25 protein-coding genes and 1 tRNA gene are annotated in these 21,361 nt (G+C 40.0%); 5 read left to right on the forward strand and 21 right to left on the reverse strand.

Annotation, left to right across the window (positions count from 1 at the left end; genetic code table 11):
• Both JWR61_RS13805 and JWR61_RS13810 read right to left on the reverse strand, forming a co-directional pair.
• The gene (locus JWR61_RS13805; protein WP_301928354.1) at nucleotides 1–573 is read right to left on the reverse strand and encodes an L-threonylcarbamoyladenylate synthase; all 573 of its coding nucleotides are present in this window, start codon (nucleotides 571–573) and stop codon (nucleotides 1–3) included.
• Nucleotides 570–1,721, reverse strand: coding sequence for a glycosyltransferase family 1 protein (locus JWR61_RS13810; RefSeq protein ID WP_301928355.1), 1,152 nt, complete (start codon nucleotides 1,719–1,721; stop codon nucleotides 570–572). The genes JWR61_RS13805 and JWR61_RS13810 overlap by 4 nt, the downstream gene beginning before the upstream one ends.
• Nucleotides 1,722–1,988: 267 nt before the next feature.
• Between JWR61_RS13810 and JWR61_RS13815 the strand changes: the two genes are divergently transcribed.
• The 4 genes from JWR61_RS13815 (at nucleotide 1,989) to JWR61_RS13830 (ending at nucleotide 5,398) form a co-directional block, all read left to right on the forward strand.
• Complete coding sequence (locus JWR61_RS13815) at nucleotides 1,989–2,801, forward strand: 2,3,4,5-tetrahydropyridine-2,6-dicarboxylate N-succinyltransferase (protein ID WP_290336845.1); 813 nt, start codon at nucleotides 1,989–1,991, stop codon at nucleotides 2,799–2,801.
• Nucleotides 2,802–2,941: 140 nt separating this feature from the next.
• Nucleotides 2,942–3,871: a DMT family transporter gene (locus tag JWR61_RS13820; protein WP_301928356.1), complete on the forward strand. Its 930-nt coding sequence runs from the start codon at nucleotides 2,942–2,944 to the stop codon at nucleotides 3,869–3,871.
• 249 nt (nucleotides 3,872–4,120) lie between these two features.
• Nucleotides 4,121–4,204 (forward strand) — tRNA-Leu (locus tag JWR61_RS13825).
• A gap of 141 nt (nucleotides 4,205–4,345) precedes the next feature.
• The gene (locus JWR61_RS13830; RefSeq protein ID WP_301928357.1) at nucleotides 4,346–5,398 is read left to right on the forward strand and encodes a site-specific integrase; all 1,053 of its coding nucleotides are present in this window, start codon (nucleotides 4,346–4,348) and stop codon (nucleotides 5,396–5,398) included.
• On the opposite strand, the gene JWR61_RS13835 is transcribed toward JWR61_RS13830, so the two are convergent.
• The 19 genes from JWR61_RS13835 to JWR61_RS13925 all read right to left on the reverse strand — a co-directional run bounded on the left by JWR61_RS13835 (nucleotide 5,393) and on the right by JWR61_RS13925 (nucleotide 20,039).
• Nucleotides 5,393–5,632 (reverse strand): hypothetical protein, encoded by a 240-nt coding sequence (locus JWR61_RS13835; RefSeq protein WP_301928358.1) that lies wholly within the window; start codon nucleotides 5,630–5,632, stop codon nucleotides 5,393–5,395. The two genes, JWR61_RS13830 and JWR61_RS13835, sit on opposite strands and share 6 nt — an antisense overlap.
• A 164-nt stretch (nucleotides 5,633–5,796) precedes the next feature.
• Complete coding sequence (locus JWR61_RS13840) at nucleotides 5,797–6,096, reverse strand: hypothetical protein (RefSeq protein WP_301928359.1); 300 nt, start codon at nucleotides 6,094–6,096, stop codon at nucleotides 5,797–5,799.
• Nucleotides 6,097–6,141: 45 nt separating this feature from the next.
• Nucleotides 6,142–7,242: a hypothetical protein gene (locus tag JWR61_RS13845; RefSeq protein ID WP_301928360.1), complete on the reverse strand. Its 1,101-nt coding sequence runs from the start codon at nucleotides 7,240–7,242 to the stop codon at nucleotides 6,142–6,144.
• Nucleotides 7,243–7,247: 5 nt separating this feature from the next.
• Entirely contained in the window at nucleotides 7,248–8,009 is a 762-nt protein-coding gene (gene traN / locus JWR61_RS13850; RefSeq protein WP_301928361.1) for a conjugative transposon protein TraN, read from the reverse strand.
• A gap of 20 nt (nucleotides 8,010–8,029) precedes the next feature.
• The gene (gene traM / locus JWR61_RS13855; RefSeq protein ID WP_301928362.1) at nucleotides 8,030–9,340 is read right to left on the reverse strand and encodes a conjugative transposon protein TraM; all 1,311 of its coding nucleotides are present in this window, start codon (nucleotides 9,338–9,340) and stop codon (nucleotides 8,030–8,032) included.
• A gap of 1 nt (nucleotide 9,341) precedes the next feature.
• Nucleotides 9,342–9,764, reverse strand: a complete 423-nt coding sequence (locus JWR61_RS13860; RefSeq protein ID WP_301928363.1) for a hypothetical protein — start codon at nucleotides 9,762–9,764, stop codon at nucleotides 9,342–9,344.
• Nucleotides 9,761–10,378, reverse strand: coding sequence for a conjugative transposon protein TraK (gene traK / locus JWR61_RS13865; protein WP_301928364.1), 618 nt, complete (start codon nucleotides 10,376–10,378; stop codon nucleotides 9,761–9,763). Before traK ends, JWR61_RS13860 begins: the two co-directional genes overlap by 4 nt.
• A 6-nt stretch (nucleotides 10,379–10,384) precedes the next feature.
• Nucleotides 10,385–11,566: a conjugative transposon protein TraJ gene (gene traJ, locus JWR61_RS13870; RefSeq protein WP_301928365.1), complete on the reverse strand. Its 1,182-nt coding sequence runs from the start codon at nucleotides 11,564–11,566 to the stop codon at nucleotides 10,385–10,387.
• 21 nt (nucleotides 11,567–11,587) lie between these two features.
• The gene (locus JWR61_RS13875) at nucleotides 11,588–12,214 is read right to left on the reverse strand and encodes a TerB family tellurite resistance protein (protein WP_301928366.1); all 627 of its coding nucleotides are present in this window, start codon (nucleotides 12,212–12,214) and stop codon (nucleotides 11,588–11,590) included.
• On the reverse strand, nucleotides 12,211–12,852 hold the full coding sequence (locus tag JWR61_RS13880; RefSeq protein WP_301928367.1) for a hypothetical protein: 642 nt from the start codon (nucleotides 12,850–12,852) through the stop codon (nucleotides 12,211–12,213). Before JWR61_RS13880 ends, JWR61_RS13875 begins: the two co-directional genes overlap by 4 nt.
• 28 nt (nucleotides 12,853–12,880) lie before the next feature.
• Nucleotides 12,881–13,555, reverse strand: coding sequence for a conjugal transfer protein TraI (locus tag JWR61_RS13885; protein WP_301928368.1), 675 nt, complete (start codon nucleotides 13,553–13,555; stop codon nucleotides 12,881–12,883).
• A 22-nt stretch (nucleotides 13,556–13,577) separates the two neighbouring features.
• The gene (locus JWR61_RS13890; RefSeq protein ID WP_301928369.1) at nucleotides 13,578–13,946 is read right to left on the reverse strand and encodes a hypothetical protein; all 369 of its coding nucleotides are present in this window, start codon (nucleotides 13,944–13,946) and stop codon (nucleotides 13,578–13,580) included.
• Between the two features lie 11 nt (nucleotides 13,947–13,957).
• Entirely contained in the window at nucleotides 13,958–16,375 is a 2,418-nt protein-coding gene (locus tag JWR61_RS13895) for a TraG family conjugative transposon ATPase (RefSeq protein WP_301928393.1), read from the reverse strand.
• On the reverse strand, nucleotides 16,368–16,700 hold the full coding sequence (locus JWR61_RS13900) for a DUF4133 domain-containing protein (protein ID WP_301928370.1): 333 nt from the start codon (nucleotides 16,698–16,700) through the stop codon (nucleotides 16,368–16,370). The genes JWR61_RS13895 and JWR61_RS13900 overlap by 8 nt, the downstream gene beginning before the upstream one ends.
• 12 nt (nucleotides 16,701–16,712) lie before the next feature.
• Nucleotides 16,713–17,021, reverse strand: a complete 309-nt coding sequence (locus tag JWR61_RS13905; protein ID WP_301928394.1) for a DUF4134 domain-containing protein — start codon at nucleotides 17,019–17,021, stop codon at nucleotides 16,713–16,715.
• Between the two features lie 60 nt (nucleotides 17,022–17,081).
• Nucleotides 17,082–17,543: a hypothetical protein gene (locus tag JWR61_RS13910; RefSeq protein WP_301928371.1), complete on the reverse strand. Its 462-nt coding sequence runs from the start codon at nucleotides 17,541–17,543 to the stop codon at nucleotides 17,082–17,084.
• 77 nt (nucleotides 17,544–17,620) lie between these two features.
• Complete coding sequence (locus JWR61_RS13915; RefSeq protein ID WP_301928372.1) at nucleotides 17,621–18,031, reverse strand: hypothetical protein; 411 nt, start codon at nucleotides 18,029–18,031, stop codon at nucleotides 17,621–17,623.
• 11 nt (nucleotides 18,032–18,042) lie between these two features.
• Nucleotides 18,043–19,386, reverse strand: a complete 1,344-nt coding sequence (locus tag JWR61_RS13920) for a hypothetical protein (RefSeq protein WP_301928373.1) — start codon at nucleotides 19,384–19,386, stop codon at nucleotides 18,043–18,045.
• Between the two features lie 77 nt (nucleotides 19,387–19,463).
• The gene (locus JWR61_RS13925; RefSeq protein WP_301928374.1) at nucleotides 19,464–20,039 is read right to left on the reverse strand and encodes a Crp/Fnr family transcriptional regulator; all 576 of its coding nucleotides are present in this window, start codon (nucleotides 20,037–20,039) and stop codon (nucleotides 19,464–19,466) included.
• Between the two features lie 853 nt (nucleotides 20,040–20,892).
• Here JWR61_RS13925 and JWR61_RS13930 point away from each other — a divergent pair.
• The gene (locus JWR61_RS13930; protein ID WP_301928375.1) at nucleotides 20,893–21,285 is read left to right on the forward strand and encodes a single-stranded DNA-binding protein; all 393 of its coding nucleotides are present in this window, start codon (nucleotides 20,893–20,895) and stop codon (nucleotides 21,283–21,285) included.
• Nucleotides 21,286–21,361: the final 76 nt, after the last annotated feature.

Below are 21,361 nucleotides of genomic sequence, written 5' to 3' on the forward strand. Positions count from 1 at the left end.
CTAACTTCTTAAAACAGTTACTGTAGCATCTTTATTCCATTTGATAATGGCCGAAGGTACGGCAGCTGACAAATCATCCTGGCGGTGTTGCACTATATAGTCAACACCGTTTTTTATTTCGTCACTGATAACAGCAAAAGTAGCAGGTGACGGAAAGCCGCTAACGTTGGCAGAAGTAGATACAACCGGTTTTTTAAATCTCTTAATCAGGTGCCTGCAAAACGGGTCACGGGTGATGCGTATCGCGACACTGCCATCGCTGCTGATTACATTCTCTGCCAGCCCGGTGGCACCTTCATAAATTACCGTAGTAGGTTTGGTTACAGTTTGCAGGTAATCAATTACAGCCAGATCCGGTTGCGTTATATACTGAATGATATCTTTATCTTCTGCCAGCAAAATGATCATACTTTTTTCTTCTGCTCTTTTCTTAAGCGCAAAAATTTTAGCTACCGCTTCTTCATTAGTGGCATCACATCCAATGCCCCAGATAGTATCAGTAGGATATAAAATGATGCCGCCATTTTGCATCACGGTGATGCAATTGCTGATATCGGATGAAAAATCTATCATAGTATTTGCTTATACACTTTCATAATACTGTCAGCGTATTTTTCTGTTGTAAATAATTGTGCCTGTTCAAAACCTTTGCTGCGTAAGGTGCCAGCGAGTTCACTGTCGCTTGCAACCTGCAGCATGTAGTGGGCCAACTGCTCTGTATCACCTGGTGAAAAATATAAAGCAGCGTCACCACCCACTTCGGGCAAACTGCTGGTATTGCTGCTGATCACCGGTAAGCCGCTCCACAAAGCCTCCAGCAATGGTGCACCAAAGCCCTCAAAAATAGAGGGGTATATCAATGCCAATGCCTGCTGGTAAATTGCCGGAAAGTCAGCTGCTGTTGTAAATTCCAACGCTTTGGAAGGAGGTAATTCGTTGAGCAAAATCAGGCGATTGGCCATGCCGTTTTCGTGCATCAGTTTTTTTACTTCTTCTTTTTCTTTTTTGCCATTACCAATTACTACCAAAGGAATATCCATTTTGTCTTTCATCAATATCATGGCTTTGCAGATCACAGCCAGGTTTTTTCGTGGTGCAATGGAACTGACAAATAAAAAATACTCGCCTGGTAACTGGTATCTTTTTTTTACAATTGCTTTTTGTGCATCTGTAATGGTTTGCTGAAAAATAGGGTTACAACTCTGGTAACAGATAGCTATTTTTTCCTGCGGCACCTTATAGAAATTAATCAAATCAGCCTTTGTTTGTTCGCTGATAGCGATAACTGCATCGGCCGCTTTGCAGGCCTGTTTTATTTTATGACGGTGTACATAGCGTTCATCAAAATTGTATGTTTCCGGAAAGCGCTCGAAAATGATATCATGAATGGTAACGGCCGTTTTTACACCGGTGCGTTCAATATGCAGCGGCAATTCATTGCTTACGCCATGATAAATATCAATGGATGATCCGGCGATTGTTTTCACCATGCCCCGCCTCCGCCACCAGCCCGGAAACTGTTTTCCTGGAAAGCTTTCCGGAAAAATGGCGCTCACATTTTTGAAAGCAGCCACATCAAACAGATCCGTTTTTTTTGGTGCAAATAAAGTGTACTGGTGTTGCGGGTAATGCTGTGTCAAAATTGCAATCAGCGAACGGATATAATTACCCAGGCCTGTTTTATTTTGATATGCTCTTTTGCCGTCATAACCTATATTCATAATTATATACTGCCTTGTGAATGGAAGCGCAAGATAAATAAACCCTTCGATAAGTAGTGAGTAGTCTGTAGTGAGTGTCTCACTATTGACTATCGGTTATCGACAGTTATAAGCCTTGTATAATTAGTTTCAAATTCAACGCCCTTCCCTTTTAATCTTTTTGTATCTTGCGCAGCCCGGCAAATTTCATATAGCAGACTACATTAGTACAACTGCTTTCAACAACCGGAAGAACAATCATATAACCGAAAAAAGCAACACATTACAATGGAACAAAAAGAATGTATACTGGCGGCCTGGGCAAACAGGGAACTGCTTAAGGAAGAAAAATACGCCGACGCAGTAAGAACCATCATTGAAGAAGTAGACAAGGGCAGGTTAAGAACTGCTTCGCCAACAGAAAACGGGTGGCAGGTGAACGAATGGGTAAAGCAGGCCATACTGATGTATTTTGGCATTCAGCAAATGCAGACTTTTAATTTACCGCCATTTGAATTTTATGATAAGATGAAACTAAAGAGCGGGTATGCAGCACTTGGCGTAAGAGCAGTACCGCATGCAGTTGCAAGATATGGTGCTTACCTGGCTAAAAATGTAGTACTGATGCCAAGCTATGTAAACATTGGCGCCTATGTAGATGAAGGTACGATGGTAGATACCTGGGCAACGGTAGGCAGTTGCGCACAAATAGGCAAAGGCGTACACTTGAGTGGAGGCGTGGGTATTGGCGGCGTACTGGAGCCATTGCAGGCAAGCCCGGTAATTATTGAAGATGGTTGTTTTATTGGCAGCCGTTGTATTGTAGTGGAAGGTGTTCGGGTGGAAAAAGAAGCCGTGCTCGGTGCCAACGTTGTGCTGACACAATCCACTAAAATCATTGATGTAAGCGGCAGTGAGCCAAAAGAAATGAAAGGCATCGTACCAGCAAGGAGCGTGGTAATACCCGGTACCTACAACAAAAAATTTCCTGCAGGCGAGTATGGTGTTGGTTGTGCATTGATCATCGGACAGCGTAAACCTTCCACTGATTTAAAGACAAGTTTAAATGATGCACTACGAGATTTTAATGTGTCAGTTTAGCGTTTTAAAAGGCATTGCCCGACAATATTCCGGGTTTGTAACAGCAGTTATTCCAGGCATTTTACCAAACAGGATTTTAAATGATGGAAGTTTAAAAATGAAAATACACCAGCCCCTTTACGGGGCTGAGTTGTTTAATTATGACACCTAAAAATGATAGCTCCTCCATCCCTGTCACCGGATTTATGCTTGCTTTCGCAGGCTCCATCCTGTTTTCTACCAAAGCCATCATTGTTAAAAAAGCTTTTGCAGATACGCATACCGATGCATTGACTTTGCTTATGTTACGGATGGTTTTTGCACTTCCGTTTTTTATCGGTGTGGCTATTTTGTCGGGTAATAAAAAAGAAAATGTAACTATTACACCTAAACAATGGCTGAGTATTATCGGGCTGGGAATATTCGGCTATTACCTGAGTAGTTTATTTGATTTTATTGGATTGCAATATATCAGCGCTGGCCTCGAGCGGCTGATCTTGTTTCTGTATCCAAGTTTTGTATTGCTCATCAACGCGGCCATTTTTAAACAAAAAATATCCGGCATTCAAAAAATAGCACTGGCGCTTACTTATGCTGGTATTGCCATTGCTTATGCAGGCGAGCTGGGGGTTGATTATGACAATGCTCATTTTTTATTGGGCAGCATATTGATATTTTGTTGTGCCATCACTTTTGCTGTTTACCTGGTAGGGAGTGGCAAAATTATTCCGCTGGTTGGGGCTACCAGGTTTACGTCTTATGCTATGCTGGCTTCAACAGCCGGTATTTTTTTGCATTTTTTGATAGCGGGAAATTACAACAATATGCCGGCAGGAAATTCATTCTGGGGATATGGATTTTTACTGGCAATCATCGCTACCGTGATACCCGGTTTTTTAGTGTCCAATGCCATGAAAAAAATCGGGTCCAATAATGTGGCCATCATATCTAGCATTGGTCCGGTTAGTACGATTGTACAGGCCCATTTTATTTTAGGAGAACGCATTTTTTTTGAACAGGTAATTGCTACCATGCTGGTGATTGCAGGGGTTTTATTAACAGGGTGGAAGGGGCGTGATATAGTTGTTTGATCTTAGAAAGGGCTCTGGCTTAAACAAATATATACCCTGTATATCTTTTTAAAATTTTGCCTGCGTGCAGCGATTGAAACATACAACGCCACCGTTAATTTGAAAGATTTGCCTTGAATGCTTTGATTTTTATAGGTAAAGGATTTAGAAAATCAGGGTGGTCGCGGATAAGAAAAAACTTGATATTTTATAATAAGCTTTTGGGCAGATAACATATTGTTCTATATATTTGCAGCCCTGAATGATTATGCCCAGATGGCGAAATTGGTAGACGCACTGCCTTCAGGTGGCAGCGTTCGCAAGGATGTGCAGGTTCGAATCCTGTTCTGGGCACTGTTAAACCCTTATAAATCACTGATTTGTAAGGGTTTGTAGTTTTTGAGTGTGTTTTTTTGTCGCTTTTTCCCGCTTATAATTTTTTTTTTTGGCACGAATATGGCGCGCACATTGGCGCGCACTTACCGCAAAAAAAGTATGAACATCAATTTTGCAAAGCGTTTATCACGCGATAAAGAAAAGATCCATTATGCACTTGAATGGGGCAAAGGAGCTGGGCAGAGAGTATCGACAGGTATATTTACATACGTAAAGCCCAAGGACCAGATTCAAAAGCTTCATAACAAAGAAGCCCTCTTAATTTTAGAAATGAAAAGGTCTCAAATGGTGTTGGACCGGCAGGCACTCGGTAGTGGCTATATCCCTCAGCATAAAATAAAAGTCAACTTCCTGGATTACTATCAAGAGTTTGTAAAACTAAATTCACGTAAAGGAAACAGGCACCTTAGTCAGAGCCTCAATTCTTTCAAAAAATATATAGGTAGAAATTACATTTCTGCTGTCGAAATAAACGAGACCCTTTGCGAAAGATTTAGAAAATACCTGCTGGACACTTTTAATGGTGAAACCCCGGCGAATTATTTCAGCAGGTTCAAACAAGTTTTAGAAGGAGCCCGCAAGGATGGTTATTTCAAGACTAACCCTGCAATGGGACTCGCTTCAAAAACAAAATCCAACTTTAAAATAAAAGATATTTTAGAGGCCGATGAATATAGAAAGTTAATGAATACCCCCTGCTTAAATTATGAGGTAAAAAAAGCTTTTGTTTTCTCCTTGTATACTGGTTTCAGGTGGGCTGATGTGAAACCTTTGAAATGGGAAAACGTAAAGGAAAATGGGATTGTTAATATAATACAAAAGAAAACAGGTGAGCTGCTTGATCTTCCACTACACCCAATTGCATTGGAAATATTAGGAGAAAGAAAAGCGGGCCTGGTATTTAAATTGCCAACTGCAGATGGTGCCAACAAATTATTGGCTAAGTGGTGCGATGATGCCGGCCTTGGCAAACACATTACATGGCATTGTGCCAGACACAGTTTTTCGGTGTTGTTACAAGACAATGGTACAGACGTTGCAACCGTTGCTGGAATGCTAGGTCATACTACCACAAAATATGTACATAAAACTTATCAGCGCTATCGTAACACAAATGCGCAAGAAGCAATCAATAAATTGCCGTCTTTATAATTTTATTCCTTTTACTAAAACATCCGTTTTTAAACTGGATGCTGACAGCATTAAATCAAGATCAGCCCTTTTGTAATAGCCGTTTGCATTTTTAAATACTCCAAACGCTTCACATTTTTTCGTTAATTGCGTCCGACCTAGATTACAATAGATCATGGCTTCTTCAGATTTAAGGTATGGTTTAAAGCAAATAGATATTGCTTTCATCACGGTTATATCATCATACTTCATCATAGTCACTCTCACTTTTTTGTTATAAACAATTTATTAAAAAAAAAAGCAGCCCTAAATATTCGGCTCATGATTTTAACTTTTAAAGCTTGCTGTATCCAATTTATTTAATCTGCATGTTATTAATTCCATAAGCAAATATTTTATTCAGAATTTAATGCCTGCGCTTATATGTAAACCAAACTCCCCAAAAAATGATTGAAAGAGGGTACATATTTTATGTACCCGTACTCATGCAATTCGCGAATACTTTTATGATAGGTAGCTGTGCCTGAAATTTTACAAAGACTCATAATATCCTGCCTGTAAACAGAAAGCGGATTTGTTTTACCTTTTGCCATCCACTGATGTACAAGAGAAACATACAAACTAATATGCGTTGAATTAATCCGGGAATCCTGTTTAACCGATTCAATGAAATTGATTATCGGGTCCTGTTCTTTTTTTGTATCTGTATTGTCTTTCATAACCACACATTTTATCATCCACACTAAGACTTACACGTTTCGAGGTTAGGAAATGCTTAAACCCTTTTTAGCATTTTTAACCTTTGTTTGCTTTGGCTTCTTTTCTTCATCCTTCAAGCTATTACTGGATTTTTGAGCTGCTTTTTTTGATGATTTCAATTCTTGTTTCTCCTCCTTCTTTTCCAGCAGGTTTTGGGTATTGATTCTTTGCATATTGGTGTCATAAATATTCAGCGTTTTAAATTGCGGAGCTGCTTCAATAAACACTTTTTGTTCTTTGCCCTCCTGCAGTATGGTAGCTGCCTGCCGGTTGCCTCTTTGCAAGGATTCTGTCAGCCTGGTTTTATCAGCCTCAATATTTAATTCTTTAAGCGGTAATTTGGCCAGCGCCTGTTCCAGATTGTATCCATAGTTTTCATGAAACCTTTTCATTTCATAGTTGCCATTTTTGTCAACGGTTTTAAAATCCAGCTGTAACCAGGCATTGTATTTTTGCCCTTCTTTTGTTGCTAACTCTTTTTGTACAGCACGGCCATTCATCAGGTTATAGGCTTCCTTCAAAGTAATATTGCTTTCCTTGTTGTTAATGAAAAAGCTTTGTTTCAATTTATCCGGACTATTGTCTTTTTTCAATAGCAGATCGTAGCGGTTAAAAAAATACATATCACTTTCATTTGACCTTCTAAACAACAGGCTGGCGACCGTATTGTCTTTGCCAAAATCCTGCTGGTGGAAAAGCGTAAACTCTGGTGTTTGTTTTTCAATTTTTTCTTTCAATTCTTTTTGAAGGCCTTCACCAAAGCCAGTATACTTTAACTGGTCTTTCAGGTAATCATAATTTTTTTCGTTCATGGTTGACAAGTTTTTATTTAAAAAATTGGTTAAACTGTTTTCCTCCAATCTGCTATATGGAATCTGAAGCATGAATTCCTGGATGGAGTCTACATCGAATACTAAGTAGTTATCGAATTCACTGATATTGTTATCAGCAAATTCATTCGCTTCATCTTTGGTTTTAAAAAAATAGACATAGCACTTATCAAGAAAGTAGGGGATGGTATTGAAGGCTATGCAGTTTCTGCCCAGAGAAATTGCTGACTGGGCCTCTTTAAATAATTCGTCCCATATCACATGTTCCTTATCCATCGTTCTCATTTTAAATCTGGCAAAATCATGGCCTTCATGATTTTCCTATTCCAGACTTTCATTTTTAAATTCCGACCCCCGTTTTTTTCCATCAGTTCCACGGCAAGGTATTTTCCATCGGGTATTGTAAACTTTTGCAGGGCAGCAACGATAGCAGAATGGCCATTGGCTTTTACCTGTGTTGTATTTCCTGCCAGGTAGAGTGGTTTCAATTCATTTTCCTGTACTGCAGTTCGCCTGCCATTATGCTTGTCACGTATATAAAAGCGCAGCAGGTCAATATCGTAGTCAACAGGGCTTACATTGGTCAGGACAAGCTGGTAGTACATCACATCATCTTTCAAATAGATCCCATTCACCCTGGCAAGCATATCCCATCTGGAATCTTTAATGCCGTGGATTGTTATTGGATTGTCCAAAATGCCACCGGCATACGTTTCAACGGAACTGCTTTTTTGAGCAGGCAGTTGATAAACAGTTACAGCTGGTTCTGCTGTAAAAACAACCGGAAGAGAATACACACTGCCATCTGAAGTAACAACGCTGATATTGGTTGGAATAAATTCTGCGGTGGCAGCCTTTATCAGTAAGATATTACCTGCTTCTTTTACGGGTTGCACCAGTACATCCCTGCTGCCCCGGTCAATATGGAGGATGCTGAATGGAAAAATCAGGCTGGTCGTTTTATCCATTGTCACCTGGATGGTTTGTGCCCTGCTTAAACTAAGAATTGTGCATGCGATGAGCAATGTTGCTAGCTTTTTCATGTTGCTTTTTTTTGAATGAATTAATGATTACCTTGATTACTGTCTTTTAGAAGAATTTTATAACCTGCTTTCACCTGCACTTTAATCAGCCTGACCTTTTTACTTAGCAGATTTTTTGCGGTCTCAATTCCTGCTGTTGCTGCCTGTGCGCCTAATGATGGATCAAGGCTGCCAAGTGATATAGAAGATTGGAGTGCATTGCCAGCTGATTGCTTTACTACATCTCTAGTAATAGCGCCAGGAATATAGATACCGGGCAGGCCATCCAGGTCATAGACTTCCAATTTTACGGGGAAAAGATTTTGCTCACTGCGGATAGAACGAATGGAAATTTCCAGCCTTTCGTTATTGAGGGAAGCTTCTCCAAAAACAAAATGGTCTTTTGATATCAACTGGCCATTGATATAGATATCATTCAGCAATCGCAGTTTTACCACCGAACCATTCACCAATGTTTGGGTTTCATGCACGACCGCTTCAATAGCGTTTTGTTCAGACGTAATATTATCGCCAGTCACGCCATAAAATCCATTGGAAACCGTGGATGGATTTTGTTTCCTTGCCGTATCCAACAGGCCGACAGTTGCCTTTACAGGAGCTCCACCCACGGCAAACACGACTTCCTTATTCTGTGTTGATTGCTTAGCCAGCTTTTCCCTAATCCTTTCCGGATGCTGTATATCCAGGATCTTTTCCAGCGTACCATTCAACTGCTGCATTTCAGGATCAGCATCCTTATTGCCATTCATTTGCTGCATCATTTCCTGTAACCTGTCCACCTCTTTTGAAAATTGCTCCGTTGGTTCCGTGTTGGTTGAAGATTCTGCATTGGAAATCTTATTGCTTCTTTCATGAAGCTCGGGTTGATTGATCTGCTGATTGAGTTCAGCGATCTTGCGGTATATTTTTTCTTCACTAGCATCCGCAGTTTTGTCGTAAGGGGAGGTCTTCATTGCACCATTTGCAGCTGAGCCATTATTGTAATAATATGCCTGACCAATATTCGCCCCCGATTTGGTTTCAATTGAATCCCGGTAGTAAGGATCGCTGCGCAACAGTTCTTTTCTTTTTAAAGAATCGTTATCCGCCTTGTCATAATAAGAAAGCTTGTCAACATTTTTACCATCCTTCAAACTAGATTCAGGCAATTTTGTATTCAAACCTGTTGTTGCTGTAATCGCATTTTTATCTGTGTTACCCTTTCCTCCACCCAAAGCCCAGAAAGCCAGAGTAATAAATGGCAGCACCAACAGGGGTAACACCAACATCATTTTTTGTTTTCTCAGAAACTTTGCTGAATGAATTGGTTTGTTTTGATCATTGCTTTTCATATCATTTGTTTTTTTGTGAGAAATAGATTTGTTCAATCAGGTAAAGGCTATCAGCTAACTCAGGCATTTGTTGTAATAGTTCCGGATGGGTTTGTTTAAAATCCTGTACCTGCCTAAATTCTTTATCCGTAATGATTAATCTTTCATCCCTGTGCAAATGCTTCGGAAATATTATTGCTTCAGGCCTGACTGTGTTTTGCGTTGTTTTTCTAAATGCATTCGCCATAGCCAGAATGCTTAAACCTCCAAAGATTATACAGACCATGCATAGGAATATCCATTGCTGTTTCAGCTTCCATTTTGAGGTTGCTGACTTCATTTTTTCAGCAAACCAGTTTTGTGTCTGGCGTATAACACCGGCTATTTTCGTTGCCGCCGTTTCGTGCAGCTTGTCCGTAGCAATATTTTTATTCAATAGTTTCATCGTTGTTCTGTTTTAATGTCTTTGTTTTCCAATGTTTCCCAGCGCTCAATCAAAAAGCCATGCGGGTTGTGATCCGAGCGGGACACATTTCTTAAAAATCCCTGCGTAACCAGGTTCCTCGTAACAATGCTGTTTGGCCGGATGATCTTGATAGTACCATAACACCGGAAAGGATATGGCTGGATTTGCTCATTCACCAGTACTGAATCGATTGAGATCTGCTGACTTATATTTCCAGCAATGATGTTGGCATAATAACCTGTTTCTTTTAAGTTGTCATACTGCATTTTTGCAGAGCCGTCTGCCAGGTACAGTGCTTTGCCAATATTGGCATTGATCACTTTTTCATCCGGGTCGAGTGTAAAAAAATAATTGTGAAACATGATGACATGGCTTCTTGCTTCAACGGGGACATTGTCTTTTCTATTGGAAGCATACGCTTCTGATACTTTATCGCCGGTCAACACATAAATTCTCTGCTGTACCTGTAGCGAAAGCTGATAACTTTTATAAAGCACTAATCCGCAAAGTATAAAGCATCCTGCTATCAGCACAATGGTAAAAGTCCTGATGTAATGGAAAGCTGTATCGATATTTTTTGTTTGACTGAACATAATATTTTATTTACCGGATAATTTATTAAACAGATGACCATTGCCATTATTCACACCTGCACTCAATTTGCCGCTGCTTAAGGCAGCGCTGGTTGATCCAACAGAATTGGTTAACGCATTCGTACTGGAGGAAGCCACATTCATGACAGCACGGGGACTTCCCGTTGCGATGCTTGTAATGCGGTACAGCAAAGAATTGCTGCCACCTGCATGAACGATGTGATTGGCGACACTGGGAACCGTGCAATATCCTACTATACCAATGATCATAAAAATGAGATACGCCGTATCAGTAGGAGAGAAAAAAGTATCGCCATAATTCTGTACCTGGGCGATATCAATCTTCAGCATATTCTCCTGGATCTTACCGATAATGCTGCCAAAAATATTGGCCACCGGAAGCCATAAAAAGACATTGATGTAGCGGGCAATCCAAATAGTGACTGTATGCTGAAAGCCATCAAATACAGCAATGCCAAAAGCCAGCGGCCCAAGTATAGCCAGCACGATCAGGTAAAAAGTGCGCAGCGTATTAATACATAATCCGGCGGCTTCAAATAAAATCTGTAGTAGTTCGCTCATCCATTGTTTGATAGCATTGCGAAAATTGTAAGATGCTTTTGCCATAGCAAACTTGATGTCGTTTCCGATGCTCGCAAAAAGGCCTTCATCTGCAGGATTAGCGTCATCATGGGTATACTTATACCATTTATCCCGGTCACCAGACCCATTCTCCCCAACATACATTTGCCAAACTGTTGTTTGCTTGATAGCATCTTCTTTTTGTTTCAGCAATGCTTCAATGGCTATATTTGAATCGGTAACCATAGCAGCAGTGCCGGTAACGGTTGGGCTCATCACACCATTGATCATGGCGATTACAGAAGGGAAAATGACCACGGCAAAACCAATGACAAAGGGCCGGAAGAGCGGATAAAAGTTGATGGGCTCTGCATTGGCAATATGACGCCATACCCTGCTGGCAATATACCAGGTAGCAGCAAAGCCTGAGATACCCCGGCCAACACCAATCAGCTTACTGCAGAGCGGCAGCATATCCGTATAAAGTTGTTCCAACACCTGCTGCAGGCTCTTTATTTCCCCGGCAACGCCCGAAGTCTGGGCGAAAATTAGTTCAGGCATCAAGACAGTAACTGCCAGGATGATCCTCATTCCACATTTTTTCATACGCCACATTTTTCATGTTCACTATAAACCATTCAGCTGCCGGGAAATCCTTACTTCGTTGCTTGCTTTTACACGCTGCAAGACCAGTATATTATTTTCCTTATTAAACACTCGCAGAAAATTCAGCTTGTCATCCATCTCACGGCTGATACGGCCGATGGCCTTTAATCTTTCATCATCACTCATTCTTAAACTGCCTGCGGTAATTACCATAGCCAGTTCATTTAAATGCTGCAAACTTTTACCCAGCAGGTTTTGATAAACATTGCCTATGTATTTTAATTCATTCGGATTGAACATACCGGAACGGGTAAAGCGGCTCAGGGCAGTCTTGTATTCTTTTACCAGTTCAGTTTGGGAACTAATAATGTCAGCAATCTTTTTATATTTTTTTACCACCGGGCTTACTTGCAAAAGGCCATCTAAAAAAGCCTGGTGCAGGTTAAAGTTGCCCTGTGAAATATCTTTGATGGTATTATAACCCTTGCTTACCACCTGGTATCCATGGTACATATTATCCAGTATCTTTTTAAGTTGATCCAGCTTTTCTACGTCCAGTAATAATTGCTGTACTTCAAAAGACTGGGCGGTCATTTTGACTGAGCAAATGATCAGTAAGAAGCCGATTATGAAACTTTGCTTTTTCATGGCAGGCCATTTAGTTTTTTATCAATTGCTATTTCATCAGCTGTGCGCACTCTTTGCGCCATCAGTATACTCGTACTGTTGCAAAACTGAGTAAGAAAAGTTTTCTTATCCAGCATGTCATCGTAGAGCTTGTCTATCGCTGTAATTCGCTCATCATCTTTTAACTTGAGCTGACCGTTGGTTAAAATGTTATGCAAATCATCGAGGTTTGCGGCACCGCCTTTCAACACATTTTGAAATACGTTCCTGATAAAGTCCAGTTCAGTATGATTAAACATGCTGCTGTTATTAAAGCTCTTAATTGCTTTTGCAGTTTGCTCGACAAAGCTTGCTTCCATAAAAATCATGTCGACAATTTTTACATATTGCTTAACCCGGGGATTAACAGTTGAGAGGGAACTAAAATAATTACTGTGCAAACCATAATCTCCCTGCTTAATATTTTGGATGATACCAAGCCCGTTTTTTGCAATGGCATAGCCTTGTGATAAATAACCGGCGTAGATTTTCAAGGCTGCGATTTGTTGCAACAAATATTTTTTTTGCGTTGCCTTTTGCCGGAACCATTCGTCCCAGGTTTGTGCGGAAGCCTCTTCCACACATAACACGATCAATCCCATTACCAATAATTTTTTCATAACGCCTCCTTTTCATTTTCACCAAACATTATTGTAATCCGTATAATTGCTTTACGGCATCCAGCTCATTTTTTTCTTTTGCTCTTTGCAAGCTGATCTTGATATTCTGCTGGTTGAATTGTCTCAGATCAGTGAGTTGCTGATCCATGTGGTCATTGGCCGAATGGATAATCTCCAACCTTTTTGCATCACTCATTTGCGTGGCAAATGCGTTGATCACCAGTTCCAGCTGGTTCATATTTTTAAGGCTTTCATCAAGGATAGCGGAATAGACTTGCTGCATGTAATCAATTTCCTGGGGAGTAAAATTTTTATCCTGCTTCGACAGATTAAACGCACTTTCAAATTCCTTCACCAGTTGAAGCTGTTGTTGAATAATATTTTTAACCGATTGATAAGTGCCGATGACGGCTTTCACTTTCCAGAGTTCATCAAAATAGTTCGCATACAATTCCTTCTGTTTATTTGCCCAGTTACTGATCTCTGTGAGTTTTAACTTGGACATTTTGTTTTCCAATACTTTCTGGGCGTTCTGCAACCAGACGGTTTTATTCTGCAAGCGCTGAATCTGCAGGTCTACTGCTTTGATAACTTTGGTTATACCGGCTTTGATAATATCCAGAACAGGAATTTGTGCCTGTGTTGCTGTCACAGGATCCAGACTTAAAAAAAACACGATCATTAACATTACTACACATTTCATAATTCACTTTTTAGCTCCGCCTTTATTTACTTTTTTTAAACTGGGTAGTGCCTGTTATCAGCATTTGTTGCTGACTATTCCATACGTAGGTCTTTCCAGTCTTTAAATCTTCCAGCATTTTATTTTCATCAATATACCTCGCCATGCAAGTTTCCTTTACCAATCTTTTCGGAAAGATTTTACCATCTGCTGTCCTGACAACGCCGGCATTTCTGTTGATTTGGTAAATATGTTTTCCACCATTTACTTTACTCACAACGAGTGTATCATTTGTTTTACCAAACTCATGCTCATGATAGGCTGTATATTTTCCGGTAAGGCCATTGGTCTCGTCCGTTGCATGATTACATGCCGCAAAAATGATCACGTAAAAAATGGTCAACTTTTTCATATTGGTTTGCTTTAATGTTGTTGTATAATACTTTCAATTCCTTTTTCAATACTTCCAAATTTCAGTGCAGCTTCCTGCACTTTCATCTTCTCCTTTTCCTCCGTAGTGTAGGCCAGGTATTCCTGCGGCGACACTTCCGTTCGATACACTTTTGATAAAACACCACCCAGCGAGATAAAGACTTCCTTGTATTTTTTTGAAGGATCATTGGCCTTATTAATTGAAAGCACCAATGCCTTTTCTTTATCCGTCAAACCAAGCAAGTTCTGGATCTGATCAAACTTGTTTTGATATTTACTCTGATCCAATAATATTTTACAATCTGCATTGTTAATTATAGCCTGCTTAACGATGGGTGATGAAATAATGTCTTCAATATCCTGTGTAACTACGATGGCTTCTCCAAAAAATTTCCTTACGGTTTTGAATAGGTACTTAATATATTCAGCCATGCCTTCCTTTGCGATTGCCTTCCATGCTTCTTCAATCAAAATCGTCTTCCTTATACCTTTCAGTTTTCTCATTTTTGAAATAAAAACTTCCATGATGATGATAGTTACCACTGGAAATAGAATCGGATGGTCTTTGATATTGTCCAGTTCAAATACAATAAACCTTTGCTGCAACAAGTCAAGATTCTCCTTCGCATTTAAGAGGTAATCAAATTCGCCACCTTTGTAATAGGGCCTCAGCACATACAGGAAATTTGAAATGTCGAAATCTTTATCCTTTACCTTATCGCCTTTTAATACACTAACAAATTCATCTTTCAGAAAGTCATAAAAACTATTGAAACATGGAAACAATTCTTTGTCTATACTTACCTTATCAAAATACAACTGTAAGGCGTTTGACAGCGCAACATATTCACTACGGTTGAAGGTTTCGTTGTCCTTCTTCCAAAGGGCTAGCAACAGTGTTTTGATGCTCTCTTTTTTTTCAGTATCCAGCGTTTCCATTTCACCAATATAAAATGGATTGAATTGGATTGGATTGGTTTCCGAGTAAGTGAAGTAGTAGCCTCTTACCATATCGCAAAGTCCTTTATAAGAATGACCAACGTCTACCAGCACAATATGTGTACCTTGTTCATAGTAGCTCCTCTCCATATGATTGGTGAAAAAAGACTTGCCGGATCCTGATGGTCCGAGTATAAATTTATTCCGGTTGGAAATAATACCTCTCGCCATTGGTTCATCGGATATATCAACATGCACAGGTCTGCCGGTTAAACGGTCACCCAGGCGAATGCCAACCGGGCTTAAAGAAGAACGATAATTTGTCTCCATATTAAAAAAGCAGCAAGCTTGAGGAGAGAAAGTATCGAACGTATCATTCATAGGAAAATCTGCTGCATTACCCGGAATGCCCGCCCAGTAAATCTGTGCCGATCCTTCTGTTTCCTGCCTGGGGGTTGCATCCATTTGGGTAAGCGCAGCAGAGCAGAGATTTCTGATATTTTTTATTTCTTCCCTGCTTTCCGTCCAGGCCAATACATTAAAATGTGCTTTTATCGGCAATCGTTGTTCACCTATTGCTTCATTTAAAAATTGATCAGTTGCTTCTTTTGCAATTGCATTTTCCCGGCTGTAGGCTGATAAGGATTGTAGCCTCAATCGCTTTGCTTCCATTTTTTGCAATGTCTTCTGCACATCTTCTATAAACACGTATTGATTGTAAATATGATTGCAGGAAAGCAGCTGACCAACAGGCGAAGCAAAGCCCACACTAAACTTGGTTTTATCAGTGGAATATTTATCATAGTTGATCCTGGAACCGCAAAGTGCCGGTAAAAATTCTGCATCGGCCAAAGTATATAACAGGCAATGCTTTTCACCGATTTTCCATTCCGGTTTAAACTCAATGTCCGCAATCTCCTGGCGACCTGTCTGCAAATTCAGGTATTGCGTAATCAGGTCAATCAGCTCATTATTATTGAGGCGTTGCATCGAAATAAATCCACTATCTGACAAGATCTTTTCAAACTGGCCTGCATGGCTCATAAAATCATGCAGGTGTTTTGCATCCAGTGTTTCTTCGGGTACAATGCGGCTCTTAACCAGGCTTGAAAATACAGAGGAGACAGCTTTCCTACCCAGAGGTTTTTTAGTAAGAAAAATATAGCAATGGTGATCCAGAAAAGGCCGCTCATTAAAGAATCGTTCACTGCTCCTGCTTAGGTAACTATTTTCTGCTTTCCTGAAATCGGCCTTGTAGGTGGCTTCAGTAAACCAATCCTGTTTGTGCAATATGGATTGCGGCGGCAATACTTTAATGGCTTTTATCCAGGTATGATGAAAGGCTTCATAGTCTTCATTACTGAGTGTAAACAGCTCCGGTAGTTCAACTTTGAAAGCCACAGTTATATCTCCCATCTTTGAAAGAATGCTATTGTGCTCCACTCCATATATCGGTAAATGTTCAATCATGCTTTTCACGGGATAATTGTTTTTTGATTCGCACCAGTGAATGGCATTTAATCACATCAGGCACCGCCTTCTTCGCAATCTTTTTCATCACTCCATACTCGCCGTATTGGCGGCTGAATTGATAGACATACACAAATAAAGCGGCGCCCGATATGATAATGACTGACAGGCAAATAAAGATGTTCACTCCGCAGATGTACAGGATAGCAAACAATACCAGTAGTACCACAAGACCTCCGCCCAGCCACCAGATATACTGTGCCTTTAATCCCCTAAATTCAATTGGTTTGTTGATCGTCTTATTGATTGCATACACACTGTTCATCACGCTACATTTTTAAACTCCAAAGAATGATTTGATCACGGTGGCAACCACCACCAAAAAAACACAACTGCCAAACCAGGCAGCGGCCACCTTGCCTGTATCCTGGTCGCCGCTGTTCCATTTCTGGTAGACTTTGACCGCCCCGATCAGGCCCACAATAGCACCCACGGCATACATCAGGTTGGTGCCGCTGCCGAAATAACTTCGCACTTTGGTGTTAGCTTCATTAATGCCCGCATTCGCATCCTGTGCATAATTGTTTAATACTGTACAAAGTCCTAATCCAATTAACAACACCATTTTAACATGTTTTCTCCTCATCATCACGCTCACATTTTTCATCACATATTTTTTTTAGGTTAAAAAATATGCTCCTCCGTCTCATTTAATCCACAGCACACGAACATCCTCCTCATTGAGACGAAGCGAGCAATCTCTTTCGCATTGCGCTATTATCGCTTGATTAATTACTTCACGTTCCGGTATGTCTTCTCCAGTTGCATTTTGCTGCAAATAGATTTTAAGTGCTGTAAACAATTCTTCTTTTTGAAATTTTCTAAAAGCGCCGTCAGTAATGATACCTTGTATGTCCATCAGTACTTCCGGGATAGTCCTGATGACCGTATTTTTATTATGCGCAGAAGGGATAAGGTTACTTTCACTTTGTGAACCTTCAACATTTTCTTTATCTCTCTGCAGAATAGACGTACTTTCTTTCTGTGGTCGCAGAAATGATCGAACATGATCATTTTTAAAATAAATGAGCCATACAACTCCATAATAAAGCACAAGGATTATACCTGTGGCAGCAGCATAGTCTGCCCAGCTGATATTGTTTAACATACACCTCAATTTTCAATTTCACAAAAACAATACGATAGTCTGTCGACTATACAAGGGAATCAAAAGTCAAAATCAATTTACGTTGGCGGGTGCAATTTTAGATTGCCCGCATTAAACACCAAAGAACAAATGGTAACTATACCAAAAACTACCAGCATACTTATTGGAACAATTTGGTAAAATGTCGGGTAATTATAATGTTCTACATCTTTCGCAAAAAACAAATAGAGTGATAACAGCATTAAAGCGATACCGGCAAAATTTAAAATTGGTTCGGCAAGATTAGTATAAGCTCCATGATATTTAATTGCCGAAAATAATAAAGTAATAATTGCAAGGACAGCTAAGATGGAATGAATTGCTCCATGAGGCAATGCAATCATTATATACATAAAATAAAAACCGCCGCTAGCTTCGCCACTAATAATGATAAATAAAAAGCAAATAATCAGTGTTACTGGATGAGTAATGAATTTAATTAATTTCATAACAAATAATTTTAGTTGCATGGTCCATGACTGATACCGGTAAATCCTTTCACCCCGGGAATTACTATATTTTTTGCTTCAACATCGCCGCCATCTTTCATTTGTTTAAGTTTTTGATATAAACCCTGGGGCGTTGCCGTTCCTTTAGGTGCCTGCCCACCAGGCAAATCAAACATCGGAATCGTAAGTTCATGCCCTGCCCGACTGTTGTTAAAAACCTCCAAAGCAAAATCAGTGCAGTTATAATCATCGATATCGTACATCACGAATTTTGACAGGTAACCAATGCGGGTAAGTGTACTTAGAAATTTATCCGGCGTTAAGGTTTGGGTTAGCGAGGCATTGAACTCATGTCCGGCATTATCTGCAAATTTACCTTTTACTGGTGCTGGTGTCGTAAAGGTCTTCCATCCCTGGTCGGGGTAAAATCCAATATTTTGTTGAATACTCTGGCCACCATTTGTTTTTGTAAGTTGAAGGAAAGTATGACCAGGCGAACCATTGTCCCAATCGAAAAATACATTGGGGTCTTTATCTACCGGGATATCTGCCAGTATTCTCACAGTACACACAGCTCCCGCATCCGGAATACTGCTAAAACATTTAATGTATTTGATAATATCAATAGCAGGATTATTTTCTACCGGTTCAAAATCTATTATTACAGGGTTTGTTGAGCTGCTTCCGCTTCCGCTCCCGGTAAATATGCCGGTTGAACCGGTTGTGGCATTGCTATTAGAATAATAACCGCTACCTCCAGTAGGTCCGGTACCATATGTTCCGCTTCCGTTTACCATACTTTGCAGGTTATACAGATCATCAGAAGTATACCCTCCGGTTTTTGGATAAGCCGATACTACCACAACGTCCGGCATTAGGGGAACTTCCTGTACAGTTTCTTTTTCGTTTTTACGGGATTTGCTTTTTGCATAAGCATCAATAAATCCATTCGTGATTGCAGAGTTTATAATAGCTGTCCGATCCAGCAAACGAATTGTAATATGACCATTGAATATGGCATGTTGTTTCACTGACTGAATTGGTGTGCTTCTTTCAATATGTATCTGCTTACCTGATAAAATATGTTGAGATGCATCCAGTTTCAACAAAATAAAATTTTCTGCAAAAGGGTTATTTTTAAAGCCAATGCGCACAATCGAAAAATTTTCGTTCTCATATGCTGAACTTACCACCTTACTAAAATCCAGTAGCTGAAAATCACTTGGAGAAAGACTATCTTTTAACTGAAGCCGTAGCTTTTCAAAATCAGCAGATTGACATTCATCTTTACTGCCTTCCTTTTTACAGGAGAAAAAGACAAATAAAATAGCTGCGATAAATAAATATTTTTTCATGTTGTATTTATTTATTGGTATAAAGTTACAGTTACAAAAAGGCCATCAGAATTAAAATATTTTAATAAATTTCGTTTTTATAAAATTTTATTGGCGGCCCTTTTAATGCCGCTCAATCGAACTTCTGTAATGCCCAGGTAAGAAGCAATGTATTTTGATGGAACACGTTGTTCGAGTTCTGCGTGGTGTCGTCTCAGGTAAATATAACGGTCGGTTGCATTCCTGAGCCGGAGCGAGTGTAATCTTTGCTCGCTTAATGTATAATACCGTTCCAGCAATACGCGTGCGGTAAAATTAAATTCCGGAAAATTGTGAAAGACGTACTGGAGTTCTGAATAAGTAATATAATGGATTGTGGTATCTTCCAGTGCCTGTATCGCTTCATAGCTGACGGACTGTGTAAAAAAACTTTCTACACTTACAATTACATCTCCTTCTTTCATAAACCATGACGAGACATCTTTATCTCCAAACGAATAAAAACACCGCAGAATCCCTTTGCTTATAAAACAGATATTACTACTAACATGTCCAATCTTAAGCAGGAACTCTTTTTTCGCCAGTTCTTTGGTTTTAAGATGCGTGCGTAGGTAAGCAACTAATTCCGGTGACATTTTGTGGATGCTGTTCAGGTAGTGTAATAACTCTTCCATGGATTTTAGTTTTTTGTTTTGAATCGGTTAACTAAAACTGGCAGGGTAGTAAGGGAATGTGTGCAGCCCATGAGGAATTGACGGTACATTGCTATATAAAATTAAAAATAAATTTCAAATTATCAAGAGGAGCAAATCAAACAGGATACTGCTTAAAACTTATAAAGCCACTTGCAATGAGCATTTATGCAGATTGCTTAAATGGTTGTTTGCAATATCAATGGTCACTTATTGAAACAGAGGCATGGAGTGTATTTTTTAGTACAGTGTCTTCTTTATGTCTCACACAAAGAAATACCGGATAATCTCAGCATTAAAAAGTGAGGAAAAATAAAGCCGGCATTCATTGTCTGCAAGGCAGGAAAACAAAACGGTTGAAGCTTTTTAAAAGCAACTATTGCAGCACATAAAAACGAATTACAAAGCAGTACAGTACACCTGCCTTATTGTGAAAGATAGGCAACAATTCAGGAGTACTGTACACCAAATCTATATTGTGAAAGCACCTGGCTCCTGCGTCGCTCAGGAGCTTTCAGCCACTTGAATATCATTAAAGACCTATAAAAAAGAATACAAAAAAACTCATTCATCCTAATCCTTCGCAAAGTTCCTGACAGGCTTTTGCAAAAGCAAGGTCTGCGCTCCGCCAAAATACAGGGGCGGAACTGGCCACGGTTTTGTAAAAACAATCTCCACCCCGTTTGGCCTCCTTCGGAGATATGTCTGTGGGGTCGTATTCTTTTTACAAAAACCTTGCTTTTACAAAAGCCTTTTTCAGGGCCGGGTTGCTACGATGAGAACGAACGAGGCGTATGCCGAGTTCATCATTTATCAACCATTAAAATTTATAGTTATGGAAATTACAGCAAGGCTTACAGCGGATGCGGTTATCACAACAATCAAAGACAACAAACAGGTTGTCAACTTTACCGCCGCCATTAACCAGAGTTACCGTGCAAAGGGCAGCACGGAGTTAACCAAAATTACTACCTACGTGAAGTGTTCCTATTGGATTAACACCACCGTAGCGCAGTGGCTTACCAAAGGCGCACTGGTGGAATTGCAGGGCATGATCGGTGTGCAGGCGTGGAAGGGGAGGGATGGGCAACCCAAAGCCACACTGACGTTCCATGTGAATCATATTCACATCCACGAAAGGGGAAAGGCTGCTCAGAGCGAGGAAGACAATGCACAGGATGCAGACACACAGGGCAATCCGGAGCCAACAGATGATTTACCATTTTAAAATTCAGGTGCCAGCCTGCAGTTGTTGCGGCTGGTATTTTTTTTATTCAATCGCAAATTTTATTCAATCACACATT

Source organism: Ferruginibacter sp. (assembly GCF_028288465.1).
Classification (GTDB): domain Bacteria; phylum Bacteroidota; class Bacteroidia; order Chitinophagales; family Chitinophagaceae; genus Ferruginibacter.